Source organism: Streptomyces sp. NPDC059524, assembly GCF_042749255.1.
In the GTDB taxonomy this organism is placed as follows: Bacteria; Actinomycetota; Actinomycetes; order Streptomycetales; family Streptomycetaceae; genus Streptomyces; species Streptomyces xanthii.
Genome location: NZ_JBHYTK010000006.1, coordinates 14,583 through 37,961, shown reverse-complemented (window position 1 = coordinate 37,961; position 23,379 = coordinate 14,583). Strand labels below are relative to the sequence as shown.

Here is a 23,379-nt window from a genome sequence, read left to right as displayed (position 1 = left end):
CGGGGTCACCCGGCGGCGCGCGACTTTCGGCGCGGGGGGAGACGCGCGCGCCGCGGGGGCCCGCGCGGCGCCGCCCCGACGCCCCCGGCGGGGGCGGGTGGGTGGGATAGGGGCTGCGCGCAGGCCGTACGACGGCGCCGGATGTGGCTGTGCCGTGGGGCACGCTGCGCAGCCGTTGCCGGAGGACGTGTCGGGCCCGCGCGTCGATACAGCACCGTGCCCAGGAGGGCCGGGCTCGGGCGGCGGCCCAGGGAAGGGGGAGGCTCCGTGCGGAAGTGGGCTCCGCTGCGGCCCCGCCACAAGGGGCCACCGCCCGAGCGTGATCACAGGGCGCCGGCCGCCTGGGCCGACCAGAGGGACGGGTACAGGGGGCGGTAGCCCAGTTCATGGCGGATGCGGGACGTGGAGAGGACCGCGTGCCAGGGGTCCGTGGTCTTCCGCTCGGAGACGGACGGCGGGACCTCCACACCCGCGAAGGTGAGCAGGTCGATCGTGGTGAGCGGAGCGTCGTCCGCGATGTTGTAGGCGCCGGACGCACCCGGCGCGTACAGGAGCCGCAACAGGCCCTGGCCCACATCCGCGTGGTGCCCGAGGTGCAGCCGCTGCATCCCGGCCCACCCGGGGGCCCACTCCACGGCGGTGTCGAGGTGCGGGTCCCCGTCCCCGTACACGAAGCGCAGGCGCCCGATCCGCAGATCACCGAGCCCGGAGAGTCCCGCGAGCCCCTGTTCGGCCTCCCACTTGGACTCGGGGTAGGCGCCCCACAGGTGCCCGCCCGGCACCGACCCGTCCGACTCGACGAGCGCCCGCCCCCGCCCCGCGCCGTACACCAGCCCCGTGCTGACCTGCACGAACCTGCCGACGCCTGAGGCCACCGCGGCCCGCCCGAGCTCGATCGCCGCGTCCCGGTTGACCGCGCGCGCCTCCTCGTCCGGGACTCCCCGGAACGCCGCCGCGACGTTCACGACCGCGTCCACCCCGGCCGTCACCTTCCCGAGGGTCTCCGCGTCCCGCAGGTCCCCGACGACGACCTCGGCCCCGAGCTCCGCGAACTCCTCCCCGCGCTCCGCCTCCCGCACCAGCACCCGCACCCGGTCCCCGTGCGGGGCCGCCCGCAGCAGCCGCGGCACGAACCGCCGCCCGACCTGACCCGTCGCACCCGTCACCAATGTCAGCATGGCCGTCTCCTCGTCCTCGTAGGCAAAGTGGCCGAACCAGCCGTGGCCGAACCGGCCGTGGCCGTACCGGCCGTGGCCGTACCGGCCGTGGCTGAAGCCTCCGCCCGCCGCCTCCCCGGCGGGAGAGACGCGGTTATCCAGGGAGCGGCACTCCCTGGATACGGACCCGGCGGCGAGCCATGCTGAAAGACGTGAACCGTGCCGAACTCGCCGACTTCCTGCGCCGCTCCCGCAGTCGCCTGAACCCCCCGGACGTGGGCCTGCCCACGGGCCCGCGCCGCCGTACCCCGGGCCTGCGCCGCGAGGAGGTGGCGCAGCTCGCCGGGATGTCCGCGGACTACTACACGCGGCTGGAGCAGCGCCGCGGCTCGCACCCCTCGCGCCAGATGCTGACGGCGCTGGCCCGCGCGCTGCGCCTGACGGAGGCCGAGCGGGACCATCTGTTCCATCTGGCGGGCGAGGAGCCGCCGCGGCCGGGCACCTCGTCGGGGCATGTCCGCCCGGGGCTGCTGCTGATCCTGGACCGGCTGCACGATCTGCCGGCGACGGTGTTCGGCGACTGGGGCGAGGTGCTCGCGCAGAACGCGATGTCGATGGCGCTGACGGGCGACCACGTGGGCACGAACATGATCCGCCGCTGGTTCACGGACCCGGCGACCCGCACCCTGTTCCCCGCCGACCAGCACGAGGGGCTCGGCCGCGCCCATGTGGCGGGCCTGCGCGCCGTCGCGGCGGCCCGCCCGGACGACCCGGGCCCGGCCGCGCTCGTCCGCGAACTGCGGTCCGCGTCGGCGGAGTTCGAGGAGATGTGGGCGGCGCACGACGTGGTCGTGGACCGCCCGTCGCCGAAGCGCTTCGTGCACCCGGTCGTCGGCGTGCTCGACCTGGACTGCGAGGTGCTGCTGGGCGCCGGCCACGACCAGCAGCTCGTCGTGCACTCGGCACGCCCGGGCACCCCGGCGTACGAGCGGCTGGAGCTGCTGCGGGTGATCGGACTCCAGGACCTGGCCCCGAGCCCGACCGTGTACGAGTAAGGAGTACGAGGACCGGGGCCGGGGCCGGGGCCGGGGTCAGAAGCCGAGCTTGCGGAGCTGGCGGGGGTCGCGCTGCCAGTCCTTGGCGACCTTCACATGCAGGTCCAGGTAGACCGGCGTGCCGAGGAGCGCCTCGATCTGCTTGCGGGACTTGATGCCGACGTCCTTGAGGCGCTTGCCCTTGGGGCCGATGATGATGCCCTTCTGGCTGGGCCGCTCGATGTAGACGAAGGCGTGGATGTCGAGGAGCGGCTTGTCGGCGGGGCGGTCCTCGCGCGGCAGCATCTCCTCGACGACGACGGCGATGGAGTGCGGCAGCTCGTCGCGGACGCCTTCGAGCGCGGCCTCGCGGATCAGCTCGGCGACCATGACCTGCTCGGGCTCGTCGGTGAGGTCGCCCTCCGGGTAGAGCGCCGGGCCCTCGGGCAGCAGCGGCACGATGAGGTCGGCGAGCAGGTCGACCTGCTTGTCGCCGACGGCGGAGACCGGGATGATCTCGGCCCACTCGAAGCCGAGCTCCTTGCCGAGCTGGTCGATGGCGATGAGCTGCTCGGCGAGCTGCTTGCTGTCGACGAGGTCGGTCTTGGTGACGATCGCGATCTTCGGCGTCTTCTTGATCGACGCGAGTTCCTTGGCGATGAACCGGTCGCCGGGGCCGAGCTTCTCGTTCGCGGGCAGGCAGAAGCCGATCACGTCGACCTCGGCCCAGGTGGTGCGCACCACGTCGTTGAGCCGCTCGCCGAGCAGGGTGCGCGGCTTGTGGAGCCCGGGGGTGTCGACCAGGATCAGCTGCGCGTCGTCACGGTGCACGATGCCGCGCACGGTGTGCCGCGTGGTCTGCGGCTGGTCGGCGGTGATCGCGACCTTCTTGCCGACCAGAGCGTTCGTGAGGGTGGACTTGCCCGCGTTGGGGCGGCCGACGAAGCAGGCGAAGCCGGCGCGGTGGGCAGGTCCGGCAGCGGGGGTGTGAACGCTCATGGCGCCCATTGTCCCTGATCCGCGAAGCCGTGCGGCACCGTGAGGGTCTCGTAACACCGGGGTGACACGAAACACGGCGGAAACCCCGGGGTGCGACAACGGAAACGCGGGCCGGTGACGCTGGCCCGCATGCCTCCCACGCCCCCTCCCCTCGCCGCCCCGGTAGCCGCCGCCCTCGACACGGGTGACACGGCCTGGCTGCTCGCCGCGACCGCGCTCGTTCTGCTGATGACCCCGGGCCTGGCCCTGTTCTACGGGGGCATGGTCCGCACGAAGAGCGTCCTCAACATGCTGATGATGAGCTTCGTGTCGATCGCCCTGGTGACGGTGGTGTGGCTGGTGGCGGGCTATTCGCTGGCCTTCGGCGACGACGCGTTCGCGGGTCTGATCGGGGATCTGGGGCACGCGGGCATGGCGGGGGTGGGCCCGGACGACGTGACCGGCACCGTCCCCACCTTCCTCTTCACCACGTTCCAGCTGACCTTCGCGATCCTGACGGCGGCGCTGATCAGCGGCGCGGTCGCGGACCGCACGAGGTTCGGGGCGTGGCTGGTCTTCGTGCCGGTGTGGGCGCTGCTCGTATACGTCCCGGTCGCGCACTGGGTGTGGGGGCCGGGCGGCTGGATCGCGCACCACCTGGGCGCGCTGGACTTCGCGGGCGGCCTGGTCGTCGAGATCGCGTCGGGCGCGTCGGGGCTCGCGCTGTGTCTGGTGCTCGGGCCGCGGCTCGGGTTCAAGAAGGACGCGATGCGCCCGCACAACCTGCCGATGGTGGTCCTGGGCGCGGGCCTGCTGTGGTTCGGCTGGCTCGGTTTCAACGGAGGTTCGGCGCTCGGCGCGAACGGGCTGGCCGCGGCGTCCCTGTTCAACACGCTGATCGCGGGCTGTACGGGGCTGCTCGGCTGGCTGTTCGTGGAGCAGAAGCGGGACGGGCATCCGACGACGTTCGGCGCCGCGTCGGGCGCGGTCGCCGGACTCGTCGCGATCACCCCGGCGTGCGGGGTCGTGGGGGTGCTCGGCGCGGCCGTGGTCGGGCTCGCGGCCGGTGTCGTGTGTTCGTACGCGGTCGCCTGGAAGTTCCGCTTCGACTACGACGACTCGCTGGACGTGGTCGGCGTGCACTTCGTGGGCGGGGTGGTGGGCACGGTCCTGATCGGCCTGTTCGCCACGTCGGCGATGACGGGCTCGGCGGACAAGGAGGGTCTGCTGTACGGCGGCGGGTTCGGTCAGCTGGGCAAGCAATTGCTCGCGGTGCTGGTCGTGGCGGCGTACACGTTCCTCGTGACGTACGGGATCGGGAAGGCGATCGACCGGCTGATGGGCTTCCGGGCCGGTGAGGACGAGGAGCGCACGGGCCTGGACCAGACGGCGCACGCGGAGACCGCTTACGATCACGGCGTCCTCGGGCACGGTGCCCCGCAGGGCAGCACTCCTGTCGCCGGAAGGGTCACATCATGAAGCTGATCACCGCGGTCGTGAAGCCGTTTCGCCTCGACGAGGTGAAGACGGCGTTGCAGGAGCTGGGTGTGCACGGTCTGACGGTGACCGAGGCCAGCGGGTACGGGCGCCAGCGGGGCCACACGGAGGTGTACCGGGGCGCCGAGTACCGGGTGGATCTGGTGCCGAAGGTGCGCATCGAGGTGGTCGTCGCGGACGACGACGCGGAGCCCGTGATGGAAGCGGTCGTGCGGGCGGCGCGCACCGGGAAGATCGGCGACGGCAAGGTCTGGGCCGTGCCCGTCGACACCGTGGTGCGGGTGCGGACGGGCGAACGGGGCCCCGACGCCGTCTGAGTCAGTCGCTGACTGGTGGTGCGGCTCAGAGCTTGGCGCCGCAGACGGGCCAGGCGCCCTTGCCCTGCGAGGCGAGCACCTTGTTGGCGACGGCGATCTGCTCGCCCTTGCTGGCCTGGTGCGCGGCCGGGGCGTACTGGGTGCCGCCGTACGCGGCCCAGGTGGACGGCGTGAACTGCAGGCCGCCGGAGAAGCCGTTGCCGGTGTTCGCCGACCAGTTGCCGGTCGACTCGCACTGCGCGACGGCGTCCCAGCCGGAGGCGGCGGGCGCGGCGGACGCGCTGCCGGTGCCGGCGAAGACGGCGGTGCCGACGGCGCCGGCGAGCACGGCTCCGGCGGCGAAGCGACGGGCGCGGTTGGTGCGGGCGGCGGTGGCGGTACGGGCGAAGCTGAACACGTAAGAAACCTTTGTTCGGGGTCGGGGGTGTCGCCGCGCCTCCCGTGACGGGGTGCGCTGCCGGAACCTCTCGGCGCCGGGCGACTGCTCCACCATGGCCCGCGGCAAGGCTCGTTTTTTGGGTCCCCGGTCCCACCGAACGGGACTTTGGTCCTTTCTTCGGTCCCCATAAGTACCGGGACCAAAGTCCCTTGCGCGCCTTAAACACGCAGTTTTGTCCGATTCGCCCGAGGGGCCTTCCGGCCCCGCCCGAGCCCGACGTGAGGACGCTCACGTAACCCCCTGATCAGGGCTTATATGTGACCTGCGCCTCTCCGGGACCGCCGCGCGCGGACCGTCAGAGTGGCCCCGGTCACGAGCAGCGCGGCCACGACGAGCACGAACACCCACGGAAGCGCCAGATACGAGACGCTCGCCGACTCGCGGGTCTCGCGGGCGCTCGCGGTGAGCGTGATGTCGCCCCGGTCGAACTGCGGGGCCCCGTTCCACCGCGTGGTGAGCCGGACCCGCTGCCCGGGCAGCAGTTCGGCGGGCGTCCCGGACAGGGAGCGGGCCAGCAGCGTGCGCCCGAAGAGCCCGCCGGCGTGCAGCCGCACGGACGGGTCGAGGGTGACGTTGCCGCGGTTGCGCAGGGTGTACGAGATGACGGCGGTGCTCGGCCCGGTGCCCGGCACCATGGGCCGGCTGTGCTCGACCTTCACCTGCTCGACGCTGATCGCGGGCATCGTCGGACCGCTGACCCGCAGGTAGACGCGGGCGGCGACGGCGCGCTGCACGCCCAGGGCGAGGGAGCCGTCGCCGCGGTCGACCCGCTCGTCGAGGGCGACGATCGCGCCGGGGTGATCGCCGGGCTCGGCGCGCTCGGGCACCTTGATCGTGATCGGGACGGTGACCCGGCCGCGGGGCGGGACGGTGACGCGGGTGCGGGCGGGGCGGGCCCAGACGCCGACGCCGCGCTGCTTCTCCTTGCGCGTCCGCACGGCGAAGCCGCCGTCGCGCGCGGTGTTGTACGCGTCGGCCGCGTAGAGCCGGAAGGTGAGGGGGCGCGCGGTCTTGTTGGCGACGACGACACGGTCGCGCAGGGTGTCGCCGGGGTCGGCGGAGAGGTGGAAGTAGGGGCGCCGGGCGAGCTCGGTGGCGTAGGGGAAGACGGACCAGCTGCCGTTGTCGGCGGCCTGGGCGGGCGCGCCGCTCAGCAGGCAGCCGAGGAGCAGCAGAAGCAGGACGGCACGGGACGGCTTGCGCATCGGTGCGGGACCCCCGGGGCGGGCGGCGAAGGCGGAGGAGAACGACGACAGGAGGAGACAGGGGAAGGCGGGAGGGGAACGGCGATGCCGGGCGGGTGCGCGCCCGGCTCGCTCACGGCTCGTCCGGGTCGGGACTCAGGCGAGCGTGAGGGTGAGGACGCCCGCGTACGATCCGGGCGCCGTGAACTGCGGCACGTTCAGCGAGAGCCCGGCGTCGACCGTGAACTCGCCGCCGGTGGCGGCGGCGTCCGGCGCCGACGCGAGGGTGGCGCCCGCGGAGCCGACGGCCCCGGCGGATCCGGCCTTGCAGGTGCTCGGGCTGCCCGCCTTGGTGGCGCACTTCGGGGTCCAGCTCAGCTTGTCGCCCCCGATGGAGGCGCCGCCGGGCCCGGTGAAGTCGGTGACCTTGCCGGTCAGGGACCAGCCCGCGGGGCCGCCGCGGAAGTCCTTGACGGTCACCGTCTGCAGGTCGCCCTTGGCGGCGCCGCCCTGCCCGTAGTCGACGGCACCGAGCTCGACGGTGTCACCGGCCTGGGTCATCGACAGCGTGCCCGCCTTCACGGACGCCTTGATCTTCTGGCTGCCCGGCGGCACCGGACTGTCGTCGATGACGACGTACGCCGCGGGCCCGGCGCCCTTGTCGTCGCTCCAGGCACCTCCCTCGTAGGCGACGACCCCGGTGGTCGTCTTGTCGTTGACGGTCAGGGAGCCGCTGAAGGAGCCCTGGTCGTCGGCGGTGACGGTGGCGGTGTCGCCGGTCTGCGCGGCACCGGCGCGGCCGGCCAGCGTGACGGAGGCACCCGGGGTGAACTTGCTGCCGGAGACGGTGACCGCGTCACCGGGCTTCCCGGAGGCCGTGCCGAGCTGGATGGCCCGCGGGTTGGTGGTGCCGCCGCCGTCCGTGGCGTTCACGGTCTCGGAGACGGGCGCGGGCCCGTTCGTCACCGTGCACGGGGTGTCCAGCTCCATGATGTAGCTGGTGTGGATGTTGTAGTCGCCCGGCGACAGGTTGATCGCGCCCGGCGACGTGACCGTGAACGTGCCGGTCATGGAGAAGGACGGGAAGGCGCCCTTGCCGGGCACCGGCTCGTTCTTCTTCGGCCCGGCGACGGTGATCTCCCCGCCCTGCGCGCCCCCGAGGACGACCTTGCCGGTCGGCGTCATGATGTCGGCCGGCAGGGCGAGGTCCACCGGGTTGCTGGCGGCGGGCTTGACCACGGTGTACGTCACGGTGACGGTGTCGCCGACCTTGGGGGCGGCGTTGTCGACATCGATCCGGGCCGTGGTGGTGCCGTCGATCGGCGGGATGCCGGCGATGGCGGGCGGGATGCAGTGCGTGGCGAAGTCCACGTCGGTGGACTGGGCGGCGGCGCTGGCCGGTGCGGCGAGCGTGCCGCCCGCGGTGACCGCGAGCGCGGCGGCCCCGAGCAGCGCGGCCCAGCCGCGGCGTCTTCGACTGGTGGAACCCATGGACGTCCCCTCCTGATGGGTGTGGGCGCGGCGGCTCCGGTGCCGGTTTCGCGCCGACTGCGCACATTGACGTGTGGGTTGTGTGAAAAGTCAATGGAGTCGAACCGCATCAGCTGATGGCCCATCAGATGATGGCAAGTTCCTTGGAACACCTGTCAGTCGGGCAACAAAAAGCGGCCCGTGCCTCAGCACGGACCGCTCATTTTCCCGCCGCTCAGCCGGCGGTGACGGACACCTTCACGACCCCGTCGGTCCCGGCCACGATCACGGGAGTGCCGGCCCCGCCGAGGTCCGCCACAGCGGCCCGGTCCGCGTCCGCGGCACCTTCCGCTTCGGTCACCACGGCGGCCGCCTCCAGGGACTGCGCCCCGGACGCGACGGCCATCGCGACGGCCGTCTGCAGCGCGCTGAGCTTGAGCGAGTCCAGCGCGACCGTCCCGGCCACGTACGTACGCCCCGTCTCGTCCCGCACGGCGGCCCCTTCGGCCACCCCGTTCCGGGCCCGGGCCGAACGAGCCAGCGTGACGATCTTGCGGTCCTCTGCGGTGAGGTCGGTGCTCTCAGTCATGGGGTGAGCATAAGGAGGGCGTTACGCTCCCTGAGCACCCGGGCGCTCCCCGGACGGCGATTCGCTCACGTAGCCCAGGAAGGACTCCCAGGCAGTCGGGCCGACCGCCACGATCTCGCCGCGCCGACGCTTGGAATCCCGGACGCACACTTCAGTCCCGGCAAGGGCGACCTCGACACAGTTGCCACCTTCAGGACCACTCGCACTGCTCTTACGCCAAGTCCGTGACTCGCCCACGCTCTACCTCCACCCCCGTCGCGGACACTCCAGCCAGGGCGCCCCGCACATCGACCGCAGGGATACGCGACCGTACTATCGATGATAGTGGCGGATGCAACAAATCTGAGCATGCCAAATTGCGCCAACTTGCCGACAACATCGGGAAGTTGGCGCCTCCTCGCCCTCAGGCAGGATCCTGCTGCAGCAGCGCCTCCAGGTCCTCTCCCCCCTCGGCGACGCGCTCCGCGAGACGCCGGAGCACCACGTCGACCCCTTGCTTGAGCGCCAGGTCCTCAAGCTCCCAGAAGCGCTCCAGGTACCGCCGCGTCTCCTCACTCGAGTTCCCAGCAGTGGTGATACCGCGGGAGTCCTCGAGGAACAGGGCGTCCTCCATCGCCTCGTCCTTGAACTCGAACAGCGTGAACGGCCCCTGGATCCCAGGGTGTGCGCCGATGCTGAACGGAAGGATCTGCAAGGTGATGTTGGGACGCCCCGCGAGCTCCGCAAGGTGCTCCAGCTGCGCCCTCATCACTCCTCTGCCGCCCGCCACCCGGCGCACCACCGACTCGTCCAGAATGAAGACGAACTCGCAGTTACCGGCAGGCTCCAGCACCTCCTGCCGGGCGAGCCGGGCCTCGACCCCGCGCTCGATCCGCTCCTCGGGCACGTCCTTGCTGAAGGCCCCGATCACGGCTCTCATGTACTCCTCGGTCTGCAGCAGACCTGGAATGACCAGCGAGCCGAACTGACGGTTGACCGAGGCGGCCGACTCCAGCGCCAGGAACTGCATGAAGTCCTTGCTGAACATGTCCCGGTACTCGGAGAACGGCATGCGCCGGCTCCCACGGGCCATCTCGAGCAGCTCCTCCAGCTTCCGCCGGTCCGAGATCCCGTAGGCGGCGACGAGCGGACGCAGGTCATTGACGGAGATACCGACCTCCCCCGCCTCGATCCGGATGAGCTTGGACGGACTCCACTCCATCCGGTCCGCGACCTCGCGCTGCGTCAGACCGGCCGTAATCCGCGCCTTACGCAGCTCCGCCCGCAGACGAAGCCGCAGAACAGCCGCACTCTTCTCTGTCATGACTGCTTCACCCCCGATCGCATCCCGCGATGTGCAACATAGCAGTCATCCATACGACTCATCGAGACCTCTGACTTGCAACCCGTCAATCGCCACCACACCCCGCCCGCGCATCGCACACACCGAGTGTGATCTGTTCGCGCTCACAGTACCCCGCAGTCTGCCATGTTGCATTTTGCGCCCCTCCAAAAGTGGTGGTTCGTAAGTACTACCCCCGTTCGGGCCATGGCGATATGGTACATCGAAGATGACTAGACCAACAGGAATGATCAGAAAGGGGAGTTGATCGACATCAGGCCCAACTCGGCTTGAACCAAGGGCACTTGAAGGCGCGAAAGGATCAAGTGACATGACCGGACATCAGGCAGAGGAAGGAGGGATCCGTCCGCAGAAAGCCAAGCGCAAGTGGGGCGAGCGGGTGGCTCAGATCATCCCGCTGATCAACCTGCTCATCGCGGTCCACAAGATCGCTGAAGAGTGGATCCTGCCCTACGTGTGACAGCAATCGGCCCCGACCTGACAGCCGGGGCCAATGGCGGCGGAGGCCCGAGACAGGCGCGCCGTTCCGAGTTCTCCTGGCAGATGGCACGGAACGGTGGCGCCGTGGGGCACCGCACACCCCCATTCTGCCGCTGCACGCCCTTGTTGGGGAGAGGGGCAGTCGGCCATTTCGGAGCGCAAGGGGTCGCGCGCCCGCGCGTCAGCCCCGATCGAGCTTCAGCCGCTCCGCCCGCGGCAGTCCCGCGACCACGAGGTCGTACGAGTCCTCGACGAGCTCGCGCACCACCCGCTCGGGCAGCTCGCCCGCGCTCACCGTGTTCCAGTGCCGCTTGTTCATGTGCCATCCGGGGACGACGAGGCCCTCGTACTGGGTCCGGAGGCGGAGGGCGTCCTCGGGGTCGCACTTGAGGTTGACGGTCAGCGGCTCCCCGTCGAGGTGGCTGAGGGCGAACATCTTCCCCAGCACCTTGAACACGGAGATCTCCGGCCGGAAGGGAAACTCCTCCACGGCGGCGTTGAAGGAGAGGCACAGCGCCCGCAGCGCGTCAGGAGTCACCCGCGGCCTCCACGGGCTCGCTGAGCACGGTGACGATCTTGTTGCGCCGGCCGGCCGGGGCCTCGGCGGTGAGCCGCAGCACGCGCCCGTCCGGCAGCTCGACCACCGCGGAGGCGCCCGCGATGGGCACCCGCCCCAGGGCCTTGGCGAGCAGGCCGCCCACGGTCTCGACGTCCTCGTCGTCGAACTCCTCGAGCCCGTACAGCTCGCCGAGGTCCCCGATGTCGAGCCGCGCGGTCACCCGGAACCGGTCGTCGCCCAGCTCCTCCACGGGCGGCAGCTCACGGTCGTACTCGTCCGTGATCTCCCCGACGATCTCCTCGAGAATGTCCTCGATGGTCACGATGCCGGCCGTGCCGCCGTACTCGTCGATGACCACGGCGACGTGATTGCGCAGCTGCTGCATCTCCCGCAGCAGATCGCCCGCGTTCTTGGTGTCCGGGACGAACGCGGCGGGCCGCATGGCCGTGGAGACCAGCTCGGCCTCGGCGTCCCGGGAGATGTGCGTCTTGCGGACCAGGTCCTTCAGATACACGATGCCCACGACGTCGTCCTCGCTCTCCCCCACCACGGGAATCCGCGAGAATCCGGACCGCAACGCCAGGGTCAGGGCCTGCCGGATGGTCTTGTACCGCTCGATCACCACGAGGTCGGTGCGCGGCACCATGACCTCGCGCACGAGCGTGTCCCCGAGCTCGAAGACGGAGTGCACCATGCGGCGCTCCTCGTCCTCGATGAGGGATTCCTTCTCGGCGAGGTCGACCATGGCCCGCAGTTCGGCCTCGGAGGCGAACGGCCCGCGCCGGAAGCCCTTGCCGGGGGTGAGCGCGTTGCCGATCAGGATGAGCAGCGAGGGGATGGGCCCCATGATCCGGGCCAGCGGCAGCAGCACGTACGCGGCGGCCGTGGCCGTGTTGAGCGGGTGCTGCCGCCCGATGGTCCGCGGCGAGACGCCCACGGCGACGTACGAGACGAGCACCATGACGCCGATGGCCACGAGCAGCGCCTGCCAGGTCTCGCGGAACTCCTCGAGACAGGCGTACGTCACCAGGGCCGCGGCGGCCATCTCGCAGGCGACGCGCACCAGCAGGGCGACGTTCAGATAGCGCGTCGGGTCGGCCGCGACCTGGGCGAGCTTGGCCCCACCGCGCCGCCCGGACCGCACGGCCTCCTCGGCCCGGAAGCTGGAGACTCGGGCGAGCCCGGCCTCGGCGCAGGCGGCGAGCCACGCCACGACAACCAGCGCGACAGCACCGGCGATCAACGAGAAACTCATGACACGGTCGGCGCCGGCGACGGCCCCGTCAGCCCCTTCTCACCGCGCCACCCGTCCACGATCGCCGCCTGGAGCCCGAACATCTCGGCCTTCTCGTCGGGCTCCTCGTGGTCGTACCCCAGCAGGTGCAGCACCCCGTGGACGGTCAGGAGCTGAAGCTCCTCGTCCATGGAGTGCTGGGTCGGCGCGTCCTCACCCTGCTTCTTGGCCACCTCGGGGCACAGCACGATGTCCCCGAGCAGGCCCTGCGGGGGCTCCTCGTCGTCCTTCATGGGCGGCCGCAGCTCGTCCATCGGGAAGGACATGACGTCCGTGGGCCCCGGCAGGTCCATCCACTGCACGTGGAGCTGCTCCATGGCATCGGCGTCCACCACGATCACCGAGAGCTCGGAGAGCGGGTGGATGCGCATCCTCATCAGCGCGTAGCGGGCGATGTCGAGGATCGCCTGCTCGTCGACCTCGGTGCCGGACTCGTTGTTGACGTCGATCGACATGACGCAGTCGTTCTACTTCCCTCTGGGGCGGCCCTGGTGGGTGCCGTTCTCCGTACCGTGCTCGGTGTCGTACTTCTCGTACGCGTCGACGATACGGCCGACCAGCTTGTGCCGGACGACATCCTGCGACGACAGCCGCGAGAAGTGCACGTCGGCGACCCCGTCCAGGATCTCCTGCACCTGCCGCAGCCCGCTCTTGGTCCCGCCCGGAAGGTCGACCTGCGTGACGTCACCGGTGATGACGATCTTCGAGTCGAATCCGAGCCGGGTGAGGAACATCTTCATCTGCTCGGGAGAGGTGTTCTGCGCCTCGTCCAGGATGATGAAGGCGTCGTTCAGGGTCCTGCCGCGCATGTACGCCAGCGGCGCGACCTCGATGGTCCCGGCAGCCATCAGCCGGGGAATGGAGTCCGGGTCCAGCATGTCGTGCAGCGCGTCGTAGAGCGGCCGCAGGTAGGGGTCGATCTTCTCGTAGAGCGTTCCGGGCAGGAATCCCAGGCGCTCGCCGGCCTCCACCGCGGGCCGCGTGAGAATGATGCGGTTGACCTGCTTGCTCTGCAGTGCCTGCACGGCCTTGGCCATGGCCAGGTACGTCTTGCCGGTACCGGCGGGCCCGATCCCGAAGACGATCGTGTGCTTGTCGATGGCATCGACATAGCGCTTCTGGTTGAGCGTCTTCGGCCGGATCGTCCGCCCCCGCGACGACAGGATGTTCTGCGTGAGAACCTCCGCCGGAGTTTCCTCCCCCTCGCCCTTCAGCATCGCAATCGACCGCTCGACCGCATCCTCCGACATCGGAGCCCCCGTCCTCAGCACCAGCACCATCTCGTCGAACAGCCGCTGGATGAGCGCCACGTCCCGCGGCTCACCCACCGCACTGACCTCGTTGCCCCGGACATGGATGTCGGCCTCCGGGAAGGCCCTCTCGATGACTCGCAGCAGCGCGTCGCCCGAACCGAGCACCTCGACCATGGGGTGCTTCGCGGGAACGGTGAACTGCGCGCGGGTTGATGTCTGCGTCATGGGCGGGCCCCGAGGGCCGCAGTCTCCTTGTGACAGCCGTGGTCTGACGCGTTCAAGGGTACGACGCCCCCACCTCGCCGACCGAGCCGTTTTCCGCGCCACCGACCGCCCAACGGGCACGAGACGGAAGGGCCCGCACGGGAACCGTTTCCGCGCCACCGGCCGCCCGTCGGGCACGAGACGGAAGGGGCCGCACGGGGCATGTCCGCGCGCAGCACCCGAGCACAGGCTGCCCCGCACCGACACAGCGGGCGGCGCCTTCGAGATGGCGAGCACGGACATGCCCCGTGCGGCCCCGTACCCGCCCACGCACCGGTCGGCACGAAACGGAAAGCCGCCAAAAGGCACCGGGCGGCCGCCCTCCCTTCCCGCGCGCTCACATGGAGCGGCCGAACCCGATCGTCGGCACGGCCCGCCGCAGCGGCCACGGCCGCACCCCGGCGGGCACCAGCAGCTCGAGAAACGCGTACCGCTCCAGCGCCGCCGGATCCTGCGCCCCCCGCTCCTCGTACGCCTGGATCTGCCGCCACCACGCCCCGATCTCCGACCAGCCGGGCGCCGACAGCGACCCCCCGAACTCCTGCACCGAGAGGGCCGCCGTGAGTCCCGCGAAGGCCAGCCGGTCCGCCAGCGGCCACCCGGCCAGCGTGCTGGTGACGAACCCGGCGACGAACACGTCCCCCGCCCCGGTCGGGTCCATCGCCTCGACCTGGATCGCCGGGACGGACGCGGTCTCCCCGGTCCGCCCGTCCACCGCGTAGGCACCCTCCGCGCCCAGCGTCACCACGGCGACCGGGACGTGCTCCGTCAGCGCGTGCGCGGCGGCCCGGGGACAGGACGTGCCCGTGTACCGCATGGCCTCCTCCGCGTTCGGCAGGAAGGCCTCGCACTCCGAGAGGTCGCCCAGGGCCCCCAGATCCCAGCGCCCGGTGTCGTCCCAGCCGACGTCGGCGAAGATCCGCGTCCCGGCCCGGGCCGCGTCCCCCACCCAGGGCGCGGACACCCCTGGCACCAGGGACGCCACGGCCGCCCGGGCCGGCGGCGGGCAGCGGGGCGCGGGCTCCTCCGGCGGCGGCTCGTGCCCGTGGCTGACCATGGTCCGCTCGCCCTCGTACGCCATGGAGACGGTGACCGGCGAGTGCCAGCCCGGGACCGTCCGCGAGAGCCCGAGGTCGATCCCCTCGCCGCGCTCCAGCGTGTCCCAGCAGTACTCGCCGTAGTGGTCGTCCCCGAAGGCCGCCGCCAGCGAGGTCCGCAGCCCGAGCCGGGCCAGCGCGGTGGCCATGTTGGCGACGCCCCCGGGGCTGGATCCCATGCCGCGGGCCCAGGACTCGGTGCCGCGCACGGGCGCGCTGTCGAGCCCGGTGAACACGATGTCGAGGAAGACGGTGCCCGTCAGATAGACGTCGCAGGCGGGGTCGCCGGGCCGCCGCAGCGGAGCCAGGGGGTCGGTGCGGTCCGGTTCGACGGGGTTCACATCACGCTCCCTGCAGGTGGTACGGGTCCGCACAGTGTGCCCGAAACACCCCTCTGCGACGGGTCCCCGACATCAACCCGTCACGAAGGTCCACCCCCGGAAAATCCGCACTGCTACCCGGCCCCACCCCACCCAAACCGAATGTGCCCCAGCTCACACCACCCCGCGCCCCGCAGCCCCCTTCCCGCTTGATACAAATTGGCCCGCACCCGGCGTCCACGGTTCCGTCCCGTTCGCAAAGACGCCGGCGTTCAACCCCTCCCCCGGCCTTACCACCCCCTTGCCCAAAACAGCGTCCAAGGCAGGGGGCCGTTCTCCAGGATCGCCCGTGTCGTCGCGCACCCCCCGGCCCGCTCTCATAGCCCTCTTCACGGCCGGATATCTCGCCGCCTATCTGCTGCCCACCGTCGTCGGCCGTGTCGCCGACAGCCTGGCGCTCTCTCCCACCCAGGCCGGTCTCGTCGGCAGTGCGCTGCTGCTGAGCTCGGCCACCGCGGGCTTCACGCTCGCGTCCCGCGTCGAACGCATCGGCCCGCGCAGAGCGGCCCGCGCGGGACTGCTCCTGGCCGCGCTCGGCTACGGCACGGCGGCGCTCACCGGCACCGTCCCGCTGGTCGTCGCGGGTGCGATGCTCGGCGGCTTCGGCTCGGGCACGGCGACGGCGGTGGCCGCGACGGGGATCGCCGCGCAGAAAGACCCTCACCGGGCGTCCACGCTGGGCCTGTTGAGCGTCTCGGCGCTCGCGGGCGCCCTCTACCTGACGATCCCGAGGATCAGCACGGGCCACGCCGTCCCGTTCGCGGCCCTCGCGCTGACGGCCCTCACGGTGTGGCCGGCGACGAACCGCCTGCCTGAGCCCGCGACCGAGGACAACAGCCCCGTCCAGGCCCCGCACACCCCGCTCCCCCACGCCCGCTCGGGCATGGTCCTGGCCGCGGTGATCGTGTGCTGGTCGATGGCACAGAACTCGCTGTGGGGCGTCAGCAGCCGCATCGGCACGGAGCAGGCGGGCCTGAGCGAGATCACGGTCGGCAGCGTGTTCGCGGTGGCGCTCGGCGCCGGACTGCTCGGCGTGATTGGCGCGGGCGCCCTCGGCGCGCGGCTGGGCCGCGCCCTGCCCATCGGTCTCGGCACGGCCCTGATCGCCTGCTGCATCGCGGTCAGCGCCCGCGCGGACGGCCTGGGCACCTTCGCGACCGGCGAGATCGCCTGGAACACCCTGTACCCGGTGGTGCTCTCCTACCTGCTGGGCCTGGCCGCCTCGCTCGACCCGCGCGGCCGCTGGGCGGTCCTGGTCGGCTCGGCGTCCTCGCTGGGCACGGCCTGCGGCCCGCTCGTGGGCAGCTCGCTGTCGCAGGCGGTGGGCTTCCCGGTGATGGGCGCGGCGCTCGCCACGCTCCTCGTCCTGCTCGCGCTGCCGCTCACGGCGGTCGCCCTGCACACCGGGGGCCGTCCGCTGTTCGCGGGTGCGGCACGGCGCAGCAGCGGCGCCCCGGTGGGCGCGATCGTCCCGCCGTCCGGTGTGCCCGAGCAGCCGGTCGTGGAGATCGAGATGCCGGCGGCCGTCGCGGAGGCCGCCCCGGACCCGGTCCAGGGCGACTTCACGGCGGCGGGTCCGCAGGCCCGTACGGCTCAGTCCTGACGCGCGTTCAGAACTCGTACGCGTCGACCTCGGCGAGGTAGCGGGCCCGGCGGGCCTCGTCCTCCTCGCTGCCGTCGAGGAAGGAGGCCTCGAACGAGTTGCGGGCGAGCTGCCGCACCCGTTCGGGGTCGATGCCGAGCGCCTCGTGCACGGCGTGGAAGGTGTCCCCGACGTATCCGCCGAAGTAGGCGGGGTCGTCGGAGTTGACGGTGCACAGCAGCCCGGCGTCCATCATCGCGCGCAGCGGATGGTCCTCCAGGACGTCGATCGTCCGCAGCCGCACGTTCGACAGCGGGCACAGCGTCAGCGGCACCCGGTCCCGTACGAGCCGCTCGACGAGCTTGGGGTCCTCCATGGACCGCAGCCCGTGGTCGACGCGCTCGACACCGAGGACGTCGAGGGCCTCCCACACGTACGACGGGTCGCCCTCCTCGCCCGCGTGCGCGACCTTGCGCAGCCCGAGCTCGCCCGCCGCCGCGTACACCTCACGGAACTTGGAGGCGGGGTTGCCGACCTCGGCCGAGTCGAGGCCCACGCCCACGATCCGGTCGAGATACGGCTCGGCGGCCCTCAGCGTCTCCATCGCCGACTCGGCGGACTGGTCCCGCAGGAAGCACATGATGAGCTTCGTGGAGATCCCGTGCCGCTCCTCGCTGCGCGCGAGCGCCCGCGTGAGCCCCTCCACGACGGTCCCCATCCCGACACCGCGCGCCATGTGGGCCTGCGGGTCGAAGAAGATCTCGGCGTGCCGCACGCCCTGCTCCGCGGCACGGGCGAGATAGGCGTCGGCGAGATCCGCGAAGTCGTCCTCGGTGAGGAGGACGGCCATCAGCGCGTAGTACAGATCGAGAAAGGACTGCAGGTCGTCGAAGAGATAGGCCTGCCGCAGCGCCTCGGTGTCGGCGTACGGCAGGGTGACGCCGTTGCGTGCGGCGAGCTCGAAGGCCAACTCGGGTTCGAGGGTGCCTTCGATGTGCAGGTGGAGTTCGGCCTTGGGGATGCGGGCGAGTGGTGCGAGGGACATCCGGCCATCGTACGCAGCGGCCGCCCCGGTGCCGGGGCGGCTCAGCGGCGCTTGGGCACCGGCACCCGGTCGAGGTCGCGGGCGACGGTCAGTTCGCCCTCGTACCCGGCGGCCCGCGCCTGCCGCTCGAACTCGGCCGGGTCGGAGTAGCGCTGGCTGAAGTGGGTGAGCACGAGGTGCCGCACCCCGGCCTGCGCGGCGACGCGGGCGGCCTGGCCTGCCGTCAGATGCCCGTGGTCCGCGGCGAGCCGCTCGTCCTCGTCGAGGAACGTCGACTCGATGACGAGCAGATCGCAGCCCTCGGCGAGCTCGGAGACGCCCGCGCACATCCTCGTGTCCATCACGAAGGCGACCCGCTGCCCCGGCCGCACCTCGCTCACGTCGTCGAGCGTGACGCCGCGCAGTGCGCCGTCCCGCTGGAGGCGGCCCACGTCGGGTCCGGCGATGCCGTGCGCGGCGAGCGCCTCGGGCAACATGCGGCGGCCGTCGGGCTCCACGAGCCGGTACCCGTAGGACTCGACGGGGTGCGACAGCAGGCGTGCCTCGAGCCGGTACGCGGGGGTGTCGGCGAGCACCGCGCCCTCCCCCGAGACCGGTTCCTCGGCGATGTCGACGGTCTCCCGGTACGCGGTGGAGTACCGGAGCCGGTCGAAGAACCGCTGCCCGGAGGCCGGGTAGTGGGCGGTCACCGGGTGCGGGACCCGGTCCAGGTTGATGCGCTGGATGACGCCCGCGAGGCCGAGGGAGTGGTCGCCGTGGAAGTGCGTGACGCAGATCCGGTTCAGGTCGTGCGCGGCGACGCCGGCTCGCAGCATCTGGCGCTGGGTGCCCTCTCCGGGATCGAAGAGGATGCCCTCGGCGTCCCAGCGCAGCAGGTAGCCGTTGTGGTTGCGGTGCCGTGTCGGCACCTGACTGGCGGTGCCGAGGACGACGAACTCACGTACGGACACAGGCGGTTATCCGGGGGGCCACTGGAGGCCGCGGCCGCCGAGCACGTGGGCGTGCGCGTGGAACACGGTCTGGCCGGCGCCGCTGCCCGTGTTGAACACGATGCGGTGGCTGTCCAGCTTCTCCTCGACGGCGACCTCGCCGGCCTCGCGCAGCACATCAGCGGCGATCTGGGGCTCCGCCGCGGCGAGGGAGGCGGCGTCCGGGTGGTGGACGCGCGGGATGACCAGGACGTGGGTCGGGGCCTGGGGGTTGATGTCGCGGAACGCGACGGTGGTCGGCGTCTCGCGGACGATCGTGGCGGGTACGTCCCCGGCGACGATCTTGCAGAACAGGCAGTCGGCCTGCGGTTCCCCGGTCAACTTCGGCCCCCTTCGGGTGCGGGTCGGATGGGTGCGGGTCTTCGCGGCATCGTATCTGCCGGGTCGCGGGGCGTGGCCGGGTGCGGGCCGGTGGGGCTTCTCGCGCCCCGCGGCGGAGCCGCTGATAAACACAGCCCCGCGCCCCTGAAATGCAGGCGCTTCGCGCCGCATTTCCCCGATGGGGCACCGCCCCCCTGGAGATCGCGCACGAAGTGCGCATCTCCAGGGGCGCGGGGAACTGCGCGATCAACCCCCACCGGGCCCGCAGCCCGCGACGAACCCGAACTAGGCAGACGCAGACGGATCCGGTAGCGCCGGAGGCTGCTTCGCCGGGTTCTCCGCAAGCGCCGCGAGCGCGATCCGGACCGCCTCGTCCAACTGCGGGTCACGACCGGCCGCATGGTCCTGGGGCGCGACGACGACCTCGACGTCCGGATCGACCCCGTGGTTCTCGACGCCCCACCCGTACCCCTCCAGCCAGATCGGGTACTTGGGCTGGGTCACGAGCGTCCCGTCCACGAGCCGGTACCGGCTGTCGATCCCGATGACCCCGCCCCACGTACGGACGCCGACGACGGGCCCGATGCCGAGCGCCTTGATCGCCGCGTTGACGATGTCGCCGTCCGATCCGGAGAACTCGTTGGCGACGGCGACGACGGGCCCGCGCGGCGCGTCCATCGGGTACGAGAAGGGCCGGCTGTCGCGCGGCACGTCCCATCCCACGACCCGCCGGGCGAGCTTCTCGACGACGAGTTGGGAGGTGTGCCCGCCGCGGTTCTCGCGGACGTCGACGATCAGCCCGTCCCGCGCCACCTCGACGCTCAGGTCGCGGTGGATCTGTGCCCAGCCGGGCGCCTGCATGTCCGGCACGTGGAGGTAGCCGAGCCGCCCGCCCGAGTGCTCGTGGACGTACGCCCGCCGGTCCGCGACCCACGCGTGGTAGCGCAGCGGCTCCTCGTCGGAGAGCGGCACGACGACGACGTGCCGGGGGTCGCCACCGCCCGCGGGCGACACGGTGAGTTCGACGGGCCGGTCGGCGGTGCCGACGAGCAGCGGGCCGGGCCCGGTGACGGGGTCGACGGGCCGCCCACCGACGGCGACGACGGTGTCCCCCGCGCGGACGGCGACGCCGGGCGCGGCCAGCGGCGAGCGGGCGCGCGGGTCGGAGGTCTCCGAGGGCAGCACCCGGTCGACGCGCCAGGTGCCGTCCTCGTGCCGGGAGAGGTCGGCGCCGAGCAGCCCCTGGCGGCGGGCTGCGGAACCGGCGCCGCCGCGCGGGGTGACGTAGGCGTGGGAGGTGCCGAGTTCGCCCTGCACCTCCCAGAGCAGGTCGACGAGGTCGTCGTGGGTGGCGACGCGGTCGAGGAGCGGGCGGTAGCGGTCGAGGACGCCGTCCCAGTCGACGCCGTTCATGTCGGCGCGCCAGAAGTTGTCCCGCATCAGGCGGCCGGTCTCCGCGTACATCTGGCGCCATTCGGCGGCCGGGTCGAGGGTCTGGGAGACGCGGGCGAGGTCGACGGTGATGTTCGTGTCGCTGTCGTCGTCGTGGGCGGGACGCCGGTCGCTGGGCACGAGTTTGAGGACTTCGCCGGTCCACAGCAGGACCCGCTTGCCGTCGCCGGTGACCTCGAAGTGGTCGGCGTCGGCACCGAGTTGCTCCAGGCGCTGCTGGGCGAGGTCGTAGCGCTCCAGGCGGGACTGGGGTGCGGGGTCGTCGCGTCCGGCGCGGGAGTCGCCGAGGACACCGGCCACCGGGTGCCGCAGCCACAGGACACCGTCCTTCGCGGTGCGCAGTGTCGAGTAGCGGGCCGCCTCGACGGGGAACGGGACGATCCGGTCGACGAGGCCCTCCAGGTCGACGCGGGTGGCGGGCGCGCCCTCGCTGTCGGGCGTCTCGTCCTTGTCGGCGGGTTCGAACGGCCGCCCGTGGCGCTGCGGTCCGAACGGGGACGGGGTCGTCGCGGCGAGCGTGATCAGGTACGGGCGGACGCCGCCGACGAAGGCCAGGTCGAAGGCGTACTCGTCGTAGACCGGGTCGAAGGCGCGGGCGGACAGGAACGCCAGGTGCTTGCCGTCGAGGGTGAACGCGGGTGAGAAGTCGCGGAAGCGCAGCGGGGTCGCCTCGGTGACGGCGAGGTCGGTGGCGTTGGCCAGCTTCAGCCGGCGCAGGCCGTGCGGGCCGGGGTGCGACCAGGCGAGCCACGCCGAGTCCGGGGAGAACGTGAGCCCGCTCGCGTGCCCGTCCTCGCTGCGGTCCACCTCCCGTACGTCGCCGCTGTCCCGCTCGACGAGGAGGACGCGGCCGTCGTGCGCGGCGACGGCGACGCGGCCCCCGTCGGGCGACACGGTCAGGCCGAGGACGCGGCCGAGGCGTCCGGCGCCGATCCGGCGCGGGGTGGCTCCGGGGGCGGCGCCGGTGGCGGGCGTGAACTCCAGGGCGTCGTCGCCCTCGGCGTCCGTCACCCACACCACGTGCTCCTCGCCGTCGACACGGAAGGTGTACGGGAGCCGGTTGCGGACGCCGGGGGTCGCGGCGAGGGCGCGGGCGGGGCCGGAGCGGTGGGTGACCCAGTGGACGGCGCCGCGCACGCCGACGGCGCTGCCGCGTCCGGTGTGGTCGGGCGAGGCGTCGCCGAACCAGCGGGCGGCGTCGACGGGGCGGGGCTGGAGGTCGGTGCGCTGCCCGCCGAGCCGTACGTCGATCCGGCGGGGCGCGCTGTCGGCGTCGAGGCCGTCGAGGAGCCAGAGTTCGCCGCCGCTCGCGTAGGTGACGCGGTGGCCGTCGGTGCTCGCGTGGCGGGCGTAGAAGCCGTCGAGCGGGGTGTGGCGGCGCAGGTCGGAGCCGTCGGGCAGGGAGGAGTACACGGCGCCGACGCCCTCGTGGTCGCTGAGGAACGCGACGCGCTCCCCTACCCACAGGGGGCACTCGATGTTCCCGTCGAGCTCCTGGTGCAGCCGCTCGAACTCCGGTGCGCCGTCGGTGACTTCGGCGGCCTGCTCGATCCAGAGCTTGCCGGCCGTGCCGCCCCGGTACCGCTTCCACCAGGCGGCCTCGCGGCCCATCGGCGCCGACAGCAGCAGCACCCGGCCGCCGGGCCCGTGCGCGACGCCGCCGACCGGGCCGTAGGGCAGGGTCTCGGCGGGGCCGCCGTCGAGCGGGACGGCGCGGGCCCAGCTGCGGCGCAGCGAGGCCTGGCCGTGGGTGGTGACGGCGAGGACGCGCCCGTCGGGGGTCCAGCCGCGCACGGAGGTGGTCCAACTCCCCCAGTGCGTCAGCCGTTTCGCCGGTCCGCCGTCGACCGGGGCGACGTGCACCTCGGGGGCGCCGTCGCGCCGCGAGGTCCAGGCGACGGTGGTGCCGTCGGGCGAGAGGCGGGGGTGGTTCACCGGCACGTTGTCGGCGCTGACCCGCCAGGCGCGGCCGCCGTCGAGGGGCGCGGCCCACACGTCGTCCTCGGCGGTGAAGACCACCAACTCGCCGTGCGGGTGCGGGAACCGGAGGTAGGCAGGATTCGTCACCCCGCCCACCCTAAATTTGCGCTCCGGCCCCGTCAGCCCGTTCTGATCACTTGGCCGGGAAGCGTCAGCCGCGCAGCAGGAGCCACTCCTGGAGTTCCACGATGTTGTCCTCGGGGTCCTTGAGGTGGGCGACGCGCATCCGGTCCGTCATGGGCGCGGGCCCGTGCACGAGGACGCCGCCGCGTCCGGTGACCTCTTCGCAGTAGGAGTCGAGATCGTCGACGCGCAGCACGACGAGCGAACGGTGGCCCGTCGCCGACTCGCCCAGCTCGCCGAGGACTTCGGCCATCATGGCCCGGTCCTGCAACGCGATCCCGGCGCCCCCGCCCGCGGGCGAGAACTTCTCGTAGGGCCCTTGCTCCGAGCCGGCCTGCGGCTTGAGCCCCAGCACATCGGCGTAGAACCGATAACACGCTCCGAAATCGGAGACCAGCAACCGCACCTGGGCAAGTTCCATGCCCTCATTTTACGTCGAACGTGTGATGGAGGGGCTGGAATTGAAGCACCCCTGGGGGCGCACGAAGTGCGCCCTTCAGGGGCGCGGGGAACTGCGCGACCAGCCACGACGAGAGCCGCACCCGGCAACGAA

22 protein-coding genes and 1 pseudogene are annotated in these 23,379 nt (G+C 72.0%); 5 read left to right on the top strand and 18 right to left on the bottom strand.

Annotated features, from left to right (window positions below; genetic code table 11):
- Positions 1 to 323: 323 nt before the first annotated feature.
- On the bottom strand, positions 324 to 1,178 hold the full coding sequence (locus ACFW9D_RS02770) for an NAD-dependent epimerase/dehydratase family protein (RefSeq protein WP_384616954.1): 855 nt from the start codon (positions 1,176 to 1,178) through the stop codon (positions 324 to 326).
- Between the two features lie 191 nt (positions 1,179 to 1,369).
- Between ACFW9D_RS02770 and ACFW9D_RS02765 the strand changes: the two genes are divergently transcribed.
- Entirely contained in the window at positions 1,370 to 2,212 is an 843-nt protein-coding gene (locus ACFW9D_RS02765; RefSeq protein WP_384616952.1) for a helix-turn-helix transcriptional regulator, read from the top strand.
- 36 nt (positions 2,213 to 2,248) lie between these two features.
- Here ACFW9D_RS02765 and era read toward each other — a convergent pair whose 3' ends face one another.
- Positions 2,249 to 3,199, bottom strand: a complete 951-nt coding sequence (era, locus tag ACFW9D_RS02760; RefSeq protein WP_188339028.1) for a GTPase Era — start codon at positions 3,197 to 3,199, stop codon at positions 2,249 to 2,251.
- Positions 3,200 to 3,319: 120 nt separating this feature from the next.
- Here era and ACFW9D_RS02755 point away from each other — a divergent pair, with 120 nt between their 5' ends.
- Together ACFW9D_RS02755 and ACFW9D_RS02750 are read left to right on the top strand one after the other, a co-directional pair.
- A complete protein-coding gene (locus ACFW9D_RS02755) occupies positions 3,320 to 4,648 on the top strand; it encodes an ammonium transporter (protein ID WP_188339027.1) in 1,329 nt (442 codons plus the stop codon).
- A complete protein-coding gene (locus ACFW9D_RS02750; RefSeq protein WP_188339026.1) occupies positions 4,645 to 4,983 on the top strand; it encodes a P-II family nitrogen regulator in 339 nt (112 codons plus the stop codon). The genes ACFW9D_RS02755 and ACFW9D_RS02750 overlap by 4 nt, the downstream gene beginning before the upstream one ends.
- A 28-nt stretch (positions 4,984 to 5,011) precedes the next feature.
- Here ACFW9D_RS02750 and ACFW9D_RS02745 read toward each other — a convergent pair.
- The 6 genes and pseudogenes from ACFW9D_RS02745 to ACFW9D_RS02720 all read right to left on the bottom strand — a co-directional run.
- Positions 5,012 to 5,311, bottom strand: a pseudogene (locus tag ACFW9D_RS02745) (transglycosylase family protein); the annotation flags it as partial.
- 362 nt (positions 5,312 to 5,673) lie between these two features.
- On the bottom strand, positions 5,674 to 6,627 hold the full coding sequence (locus ACFW9D_RS02740) for a WxL protein peptidoglycan domain-containing protein (protein ID WP_384616950.1): 954 nt from the start codon (positions 6,625 to 6,627) through the stop codon (positions 5,674 to 5,676).
- Positions 6,628 to 6,762: 135 nt separating this feature from the next.
- The gene (locus tag ACFW9D_RS02735; protein WP_188339024.1) at positions 6,763 to 8,097 is read right to left on the bottom strand and encodes a beta-xylosidase; all 1,335 of its coding nucleotides are present in this window, start codon (positions 8,095 to 8,097) and stop codon (positions 6,763 to 6,765) included.
- Positions 8,098 to 8,311: 214 nt separating this feature from the next.
- Complete coding sequence (locus tag ACFW9D_RS02730) at positions 8,312 to 8,665, bottom strand: cytidine deaminase (RefSeq protein ID WP_188339023.1); 354 nt, start codon at positions 8,663 to 8,665, stop codon at positions 8,312 to 8,314.
- 21 nt (positions 8,666 to 8,686) lie between these two features.
- Positions 8,687 to 8,902 (bottom strand): DUF397 domain-containing protein, encoded by a 216-nt coding sequence (locus ACFW9D_RS02725; protein ID WP_384616947.1) that lies wholly within the window; start codon positions 8,900 to 8,902, stop codon positions 8,687 to 8,689.
- Positions 8,903 to 9,068: 166 nt separating this feature from the next.
- Complete coding sequence (locus ACFW9D_RS02720; protein WP_384616945.1) at positions 9,069 to 9,968, bottom strand: helix-turn-helix domain-containing protein; 900 nt, start codon at positions 9,966 to 9,968, stop codon at positions 9,069 to 9,071.
- Between the two features lie 349 nt (positions 9,969 to 10,317).
- On the opposite strand from ACFW9D_RS02720, the gene ACFW9D_RS02715 reads away from it, so the two are divergent.
- Positions 10,318 to 10,467, top strand: a complete 150-nt coding sequence (locus ACFW9D_RS02715) for a hypothetical protein (protein WP_384616944.1) — start codon at positions 10,318 to 10,320, stop codon at positions 10,465 to 10,467.
- A gap of 201 nt (positions 10,468 to 10,668) precedes the next feature.
- Here ACFW9D_RS02715 and ACFW9D_RS02710 read toward each other — a convergent pair whose 3' ends face one another.
- The 5 genes from ACFW9D_RS02710 to ACFW9D_RS02690 all read right to left on the bottom strand — a co-directional run bounded on the left by ACFW9D_RS02710 (position 10,669) and on the right by ACFW9D_RS02690 (position 15,328).
- Entirely contained in the window at positions 10,669 to 11,025 is a 357-nt protein-coding gene (locus ACFW9D_RS02710) for an MmcQ/YjbR family DNA-binding protein (RefSeq protein ID WP_384616942.1), read from the bottom strand.
- Positions 11,015 to 12,301: a hemolysin family protein gene (locus tag ACFW9D_RS02705; RefSeq protein WP_188339019.1), complete on the bottom strand. Its 1,287-nt coding sequence runs from the start codon at positions 12,299 to 12,301 to the stop codon at positions 11,015 to 11,017. Before ACFW9D_RS02705 ends, ACFW9D_RS02710 begins: the two co-directional genes overlap by 11 nt.
- On the bottom strand, positions 12,298 to 12,795 hold the full coding sequence (gene ybeY / locus ACFW9D_RS02700; protein ID WP_188339018.1) for an rRNA maturation RNase YbeY: 498 nt from the start codon (positions 12,793 to 12,795) through the stop codon (positions 12,298 to 12,300). Before ybeY ends, ACFW9D_RS02705 begins: the two co-directional genes overlap by 4 nt.
- 12 nt (positions 12,796 to 12,807) lie before the next feature.
- The gene (locus tag ACFW9D_RS02695) at positions 12,808 to 13,818 is read right to left on the bottom strand and encodes a PhoH family protein (RefSeq protein WP_188339017.1); all 1,011 of its coding nucleotides are present in this window, start codon (positions 13,816 to 13,818) and stop codon (positions 12,808 to 12,810) included.
- 376 nt (positions 13,819 to 14,194) lie between these two features.
- Positions 14,195 to 15,328, bottom strand: a complete 1,134-nt coding sequence (locus tag ACFW9D_RS02690; RefSeq protein ID WP_384616940.1) for a carbohydrate kinase family protein — start codon at positions 15,326 to 15,328, stop codon at positions 14,195 to 14,197.
- A gap of 295 nt (positions 15,329 to 15,623) precedes the next feature.
- On the opposite strand from ACFW9D_RS02690, the gene ACFW9D_RS02685 reads away from it, so the two are divergent.
- Positions 15,624 to 16,937 (top strand): MFS transporter, encoded by a 1,314-nt coding sequence (locus ACFW9D_RS02685; protein WP_188339015.1) that lies wholly within the window; start codon positions 15,624 to 15,626, stop codon positions 16,935 to 16,937.
- 7 nt (positions 16,938 to 16,944) lie between these two features.
- Here the strand turns inward: ACFW9D_RS02685 and ACFW9D_RS02680 are convergent, their stop codons facing one another.
- The 5 genes from ACFW9D_RS02680 to ACFW9D_RS02660 form a co-directional block, all read right to left on the bottom strand.
- A complete protein-coding gene (locus tag ACFW9D_RS02680; RefSeq protein ID WP_188339014.1) occupies positions 16,945 to 17,961 on the bottom strand; it encodes an adenosine deaminase in 1,017 nt (338 codons plus the stop codon).
- 41 nt (positions 17,962 to 18,002) lie between these two features.
- Positions 18,003 to 18,911 (bottom strand): ribonuclease Z, encoded by a 909-nt coding sequence (locus tag ACFW9D_RS02675; protein ID WP_384616938.1) that lies wholly within the window; start codon positions 18,909 to 18,911, stop codon positions 18,003 to 18,005.
- A gap of 6 nt (positions 18,912 to 18,917) precedes the next feature.
- Positions 18,918 to 19,271 carry a histidine triad nucleotide-binding protein gene (locus tag ACFW9D_RS02670; RefSeq protein WP_188339012.1) on the bottom strand — a complete coding sequence of 118 codons (354 nt, stop codon included), beginning with the start codon at positions 19,269 to 19,271 and terminating at the stop codon, positions 18,918 to 18,920.
- Positions 19,272 to 19,556: 285 nt separating this feature from the next.
- Positions 19,557 to 22,790: a S41 family peptidase gene (locus ACFW9D_RS02665; protein ID WP_384616936.1), complete on the bottom strand. Its 3,234-nt coding sequence runs from the start codon at positions 22,788 to 22,790 to the stop codon at positions 19,557 to 19,559.
- A 64-nt stretch (positions 22,791 to 22,854) separates the two neighbouring features.
- Positions 22,855 to 23,247, bottom strand: a complete 393-nt coding sequence (locus tag ACFW9D_RS02660) for a VOC family protein (protein ID WP_188339010.1) — start codon at positions 23,245 to 23,247, stop codon at positions 22,855 to 22,857.
- Positions 23,248 to 23,379: the final 132 nt, after the last annotated feature.

Coding starts and splice junctions, on each gene's coding strand:
- ACFW9D_RS02740 (WP_384616950.1), bottom strand. CDS start 6,627: ATGCGCAAGCCGTCCCGTGCCGTCCTGCTTCTGCTGCTCCTCGGCTGC.
- ACFW9D_RS02750 (WP_188339026.1), top strand. CDS start 4,645: ATGAAGCTGATCACCGCGGTCGTGAAGCCGTTTCGCCTCGACGAGGTG.
- ACFW9D_RS02755 (WP_188339027.1), top strand. CDS start 3,320: ATGCCTCCCACGCCCCCTCCCCTCGCCGCCCCGGTAGCCGCCGCCCTC.
- ACFW9D_RS02695 (WP_188339017.1), bottom strand. CDS start 13,818: ATGACGCAGACATCAACCCGCGCGCAGTTCACCGTTCCCGCGAAGCAC.
- ACFW9D_RS02680 (WP_188339014.1), bottom strand. CDS start 17,961: ATGTCCCTCGCACCACTCGCCCGCATCCCCAAGGCCGAACTCCACCTG.
- era (WP_188339028.1), bottom strand. CDS start 3,199: ATGGGCGCCATGAGCGTTCACACCCCCGCTGCCGGACCTGCCCACCGC.
- ACFW9D_RS02660 (WP_188339010.1), bottom strand. CDS start 23,247: ATGGAACTTGCCCAGGTGCGGTTGCTGGTCTCCGATTTCGGAGCGTGT.
- ACFW9D_RS02770 (WP_384616954.1), bottom strand. CDS start 1,178: ATGCTGACATTGGTGACGGGTGCGACGGGTCAGGTCGGGCGGCGGTTC.
- ACFW9D_RS02705 (WP_188339019.1), bottom strand. CDS start 12,301: ATGAGTTTCTCGTTGATCGCCGGTGCTGTCGCGCTGGTTGTCGTGGCG.
- ACFW9D_RS02715 (WP_384616944.1), top strand. CDS start 10,318: ATGACCGGACATCAGGCAGAGGAAGGAGGGATCCGTCCGCAGAAAGCC.
- ACFW9D_RS02735 (WP_188339024.1), bottom strand. CDS start 8,097: ATGGGTTCCACCAGTCGAAGACGCCGCGGCTGGGCCGCGCTGCTCGGG.
- ACFW9D_RS02730 (WP_188339023.1), bottom strand. CDS start 8,665: ATGACTGAGAGCACCGACCTCACCGCAGAGGACCGCAAGATCGTCACG.
- ACFW9D_RS02720 (WP_384616945.1), bottom strand. CDS start 9,968: ATGACAGAGAAGAGTGCGGCTGTTCTGCGGCTTCGTCTGCGGGCGGAG.
- ybeY (WP_188339018.1), bottom strand. CDS start 12,795: ATGTCGATCGACGTCAACAACGAGTCCGGCACCGAGGTCGACGAGCAG.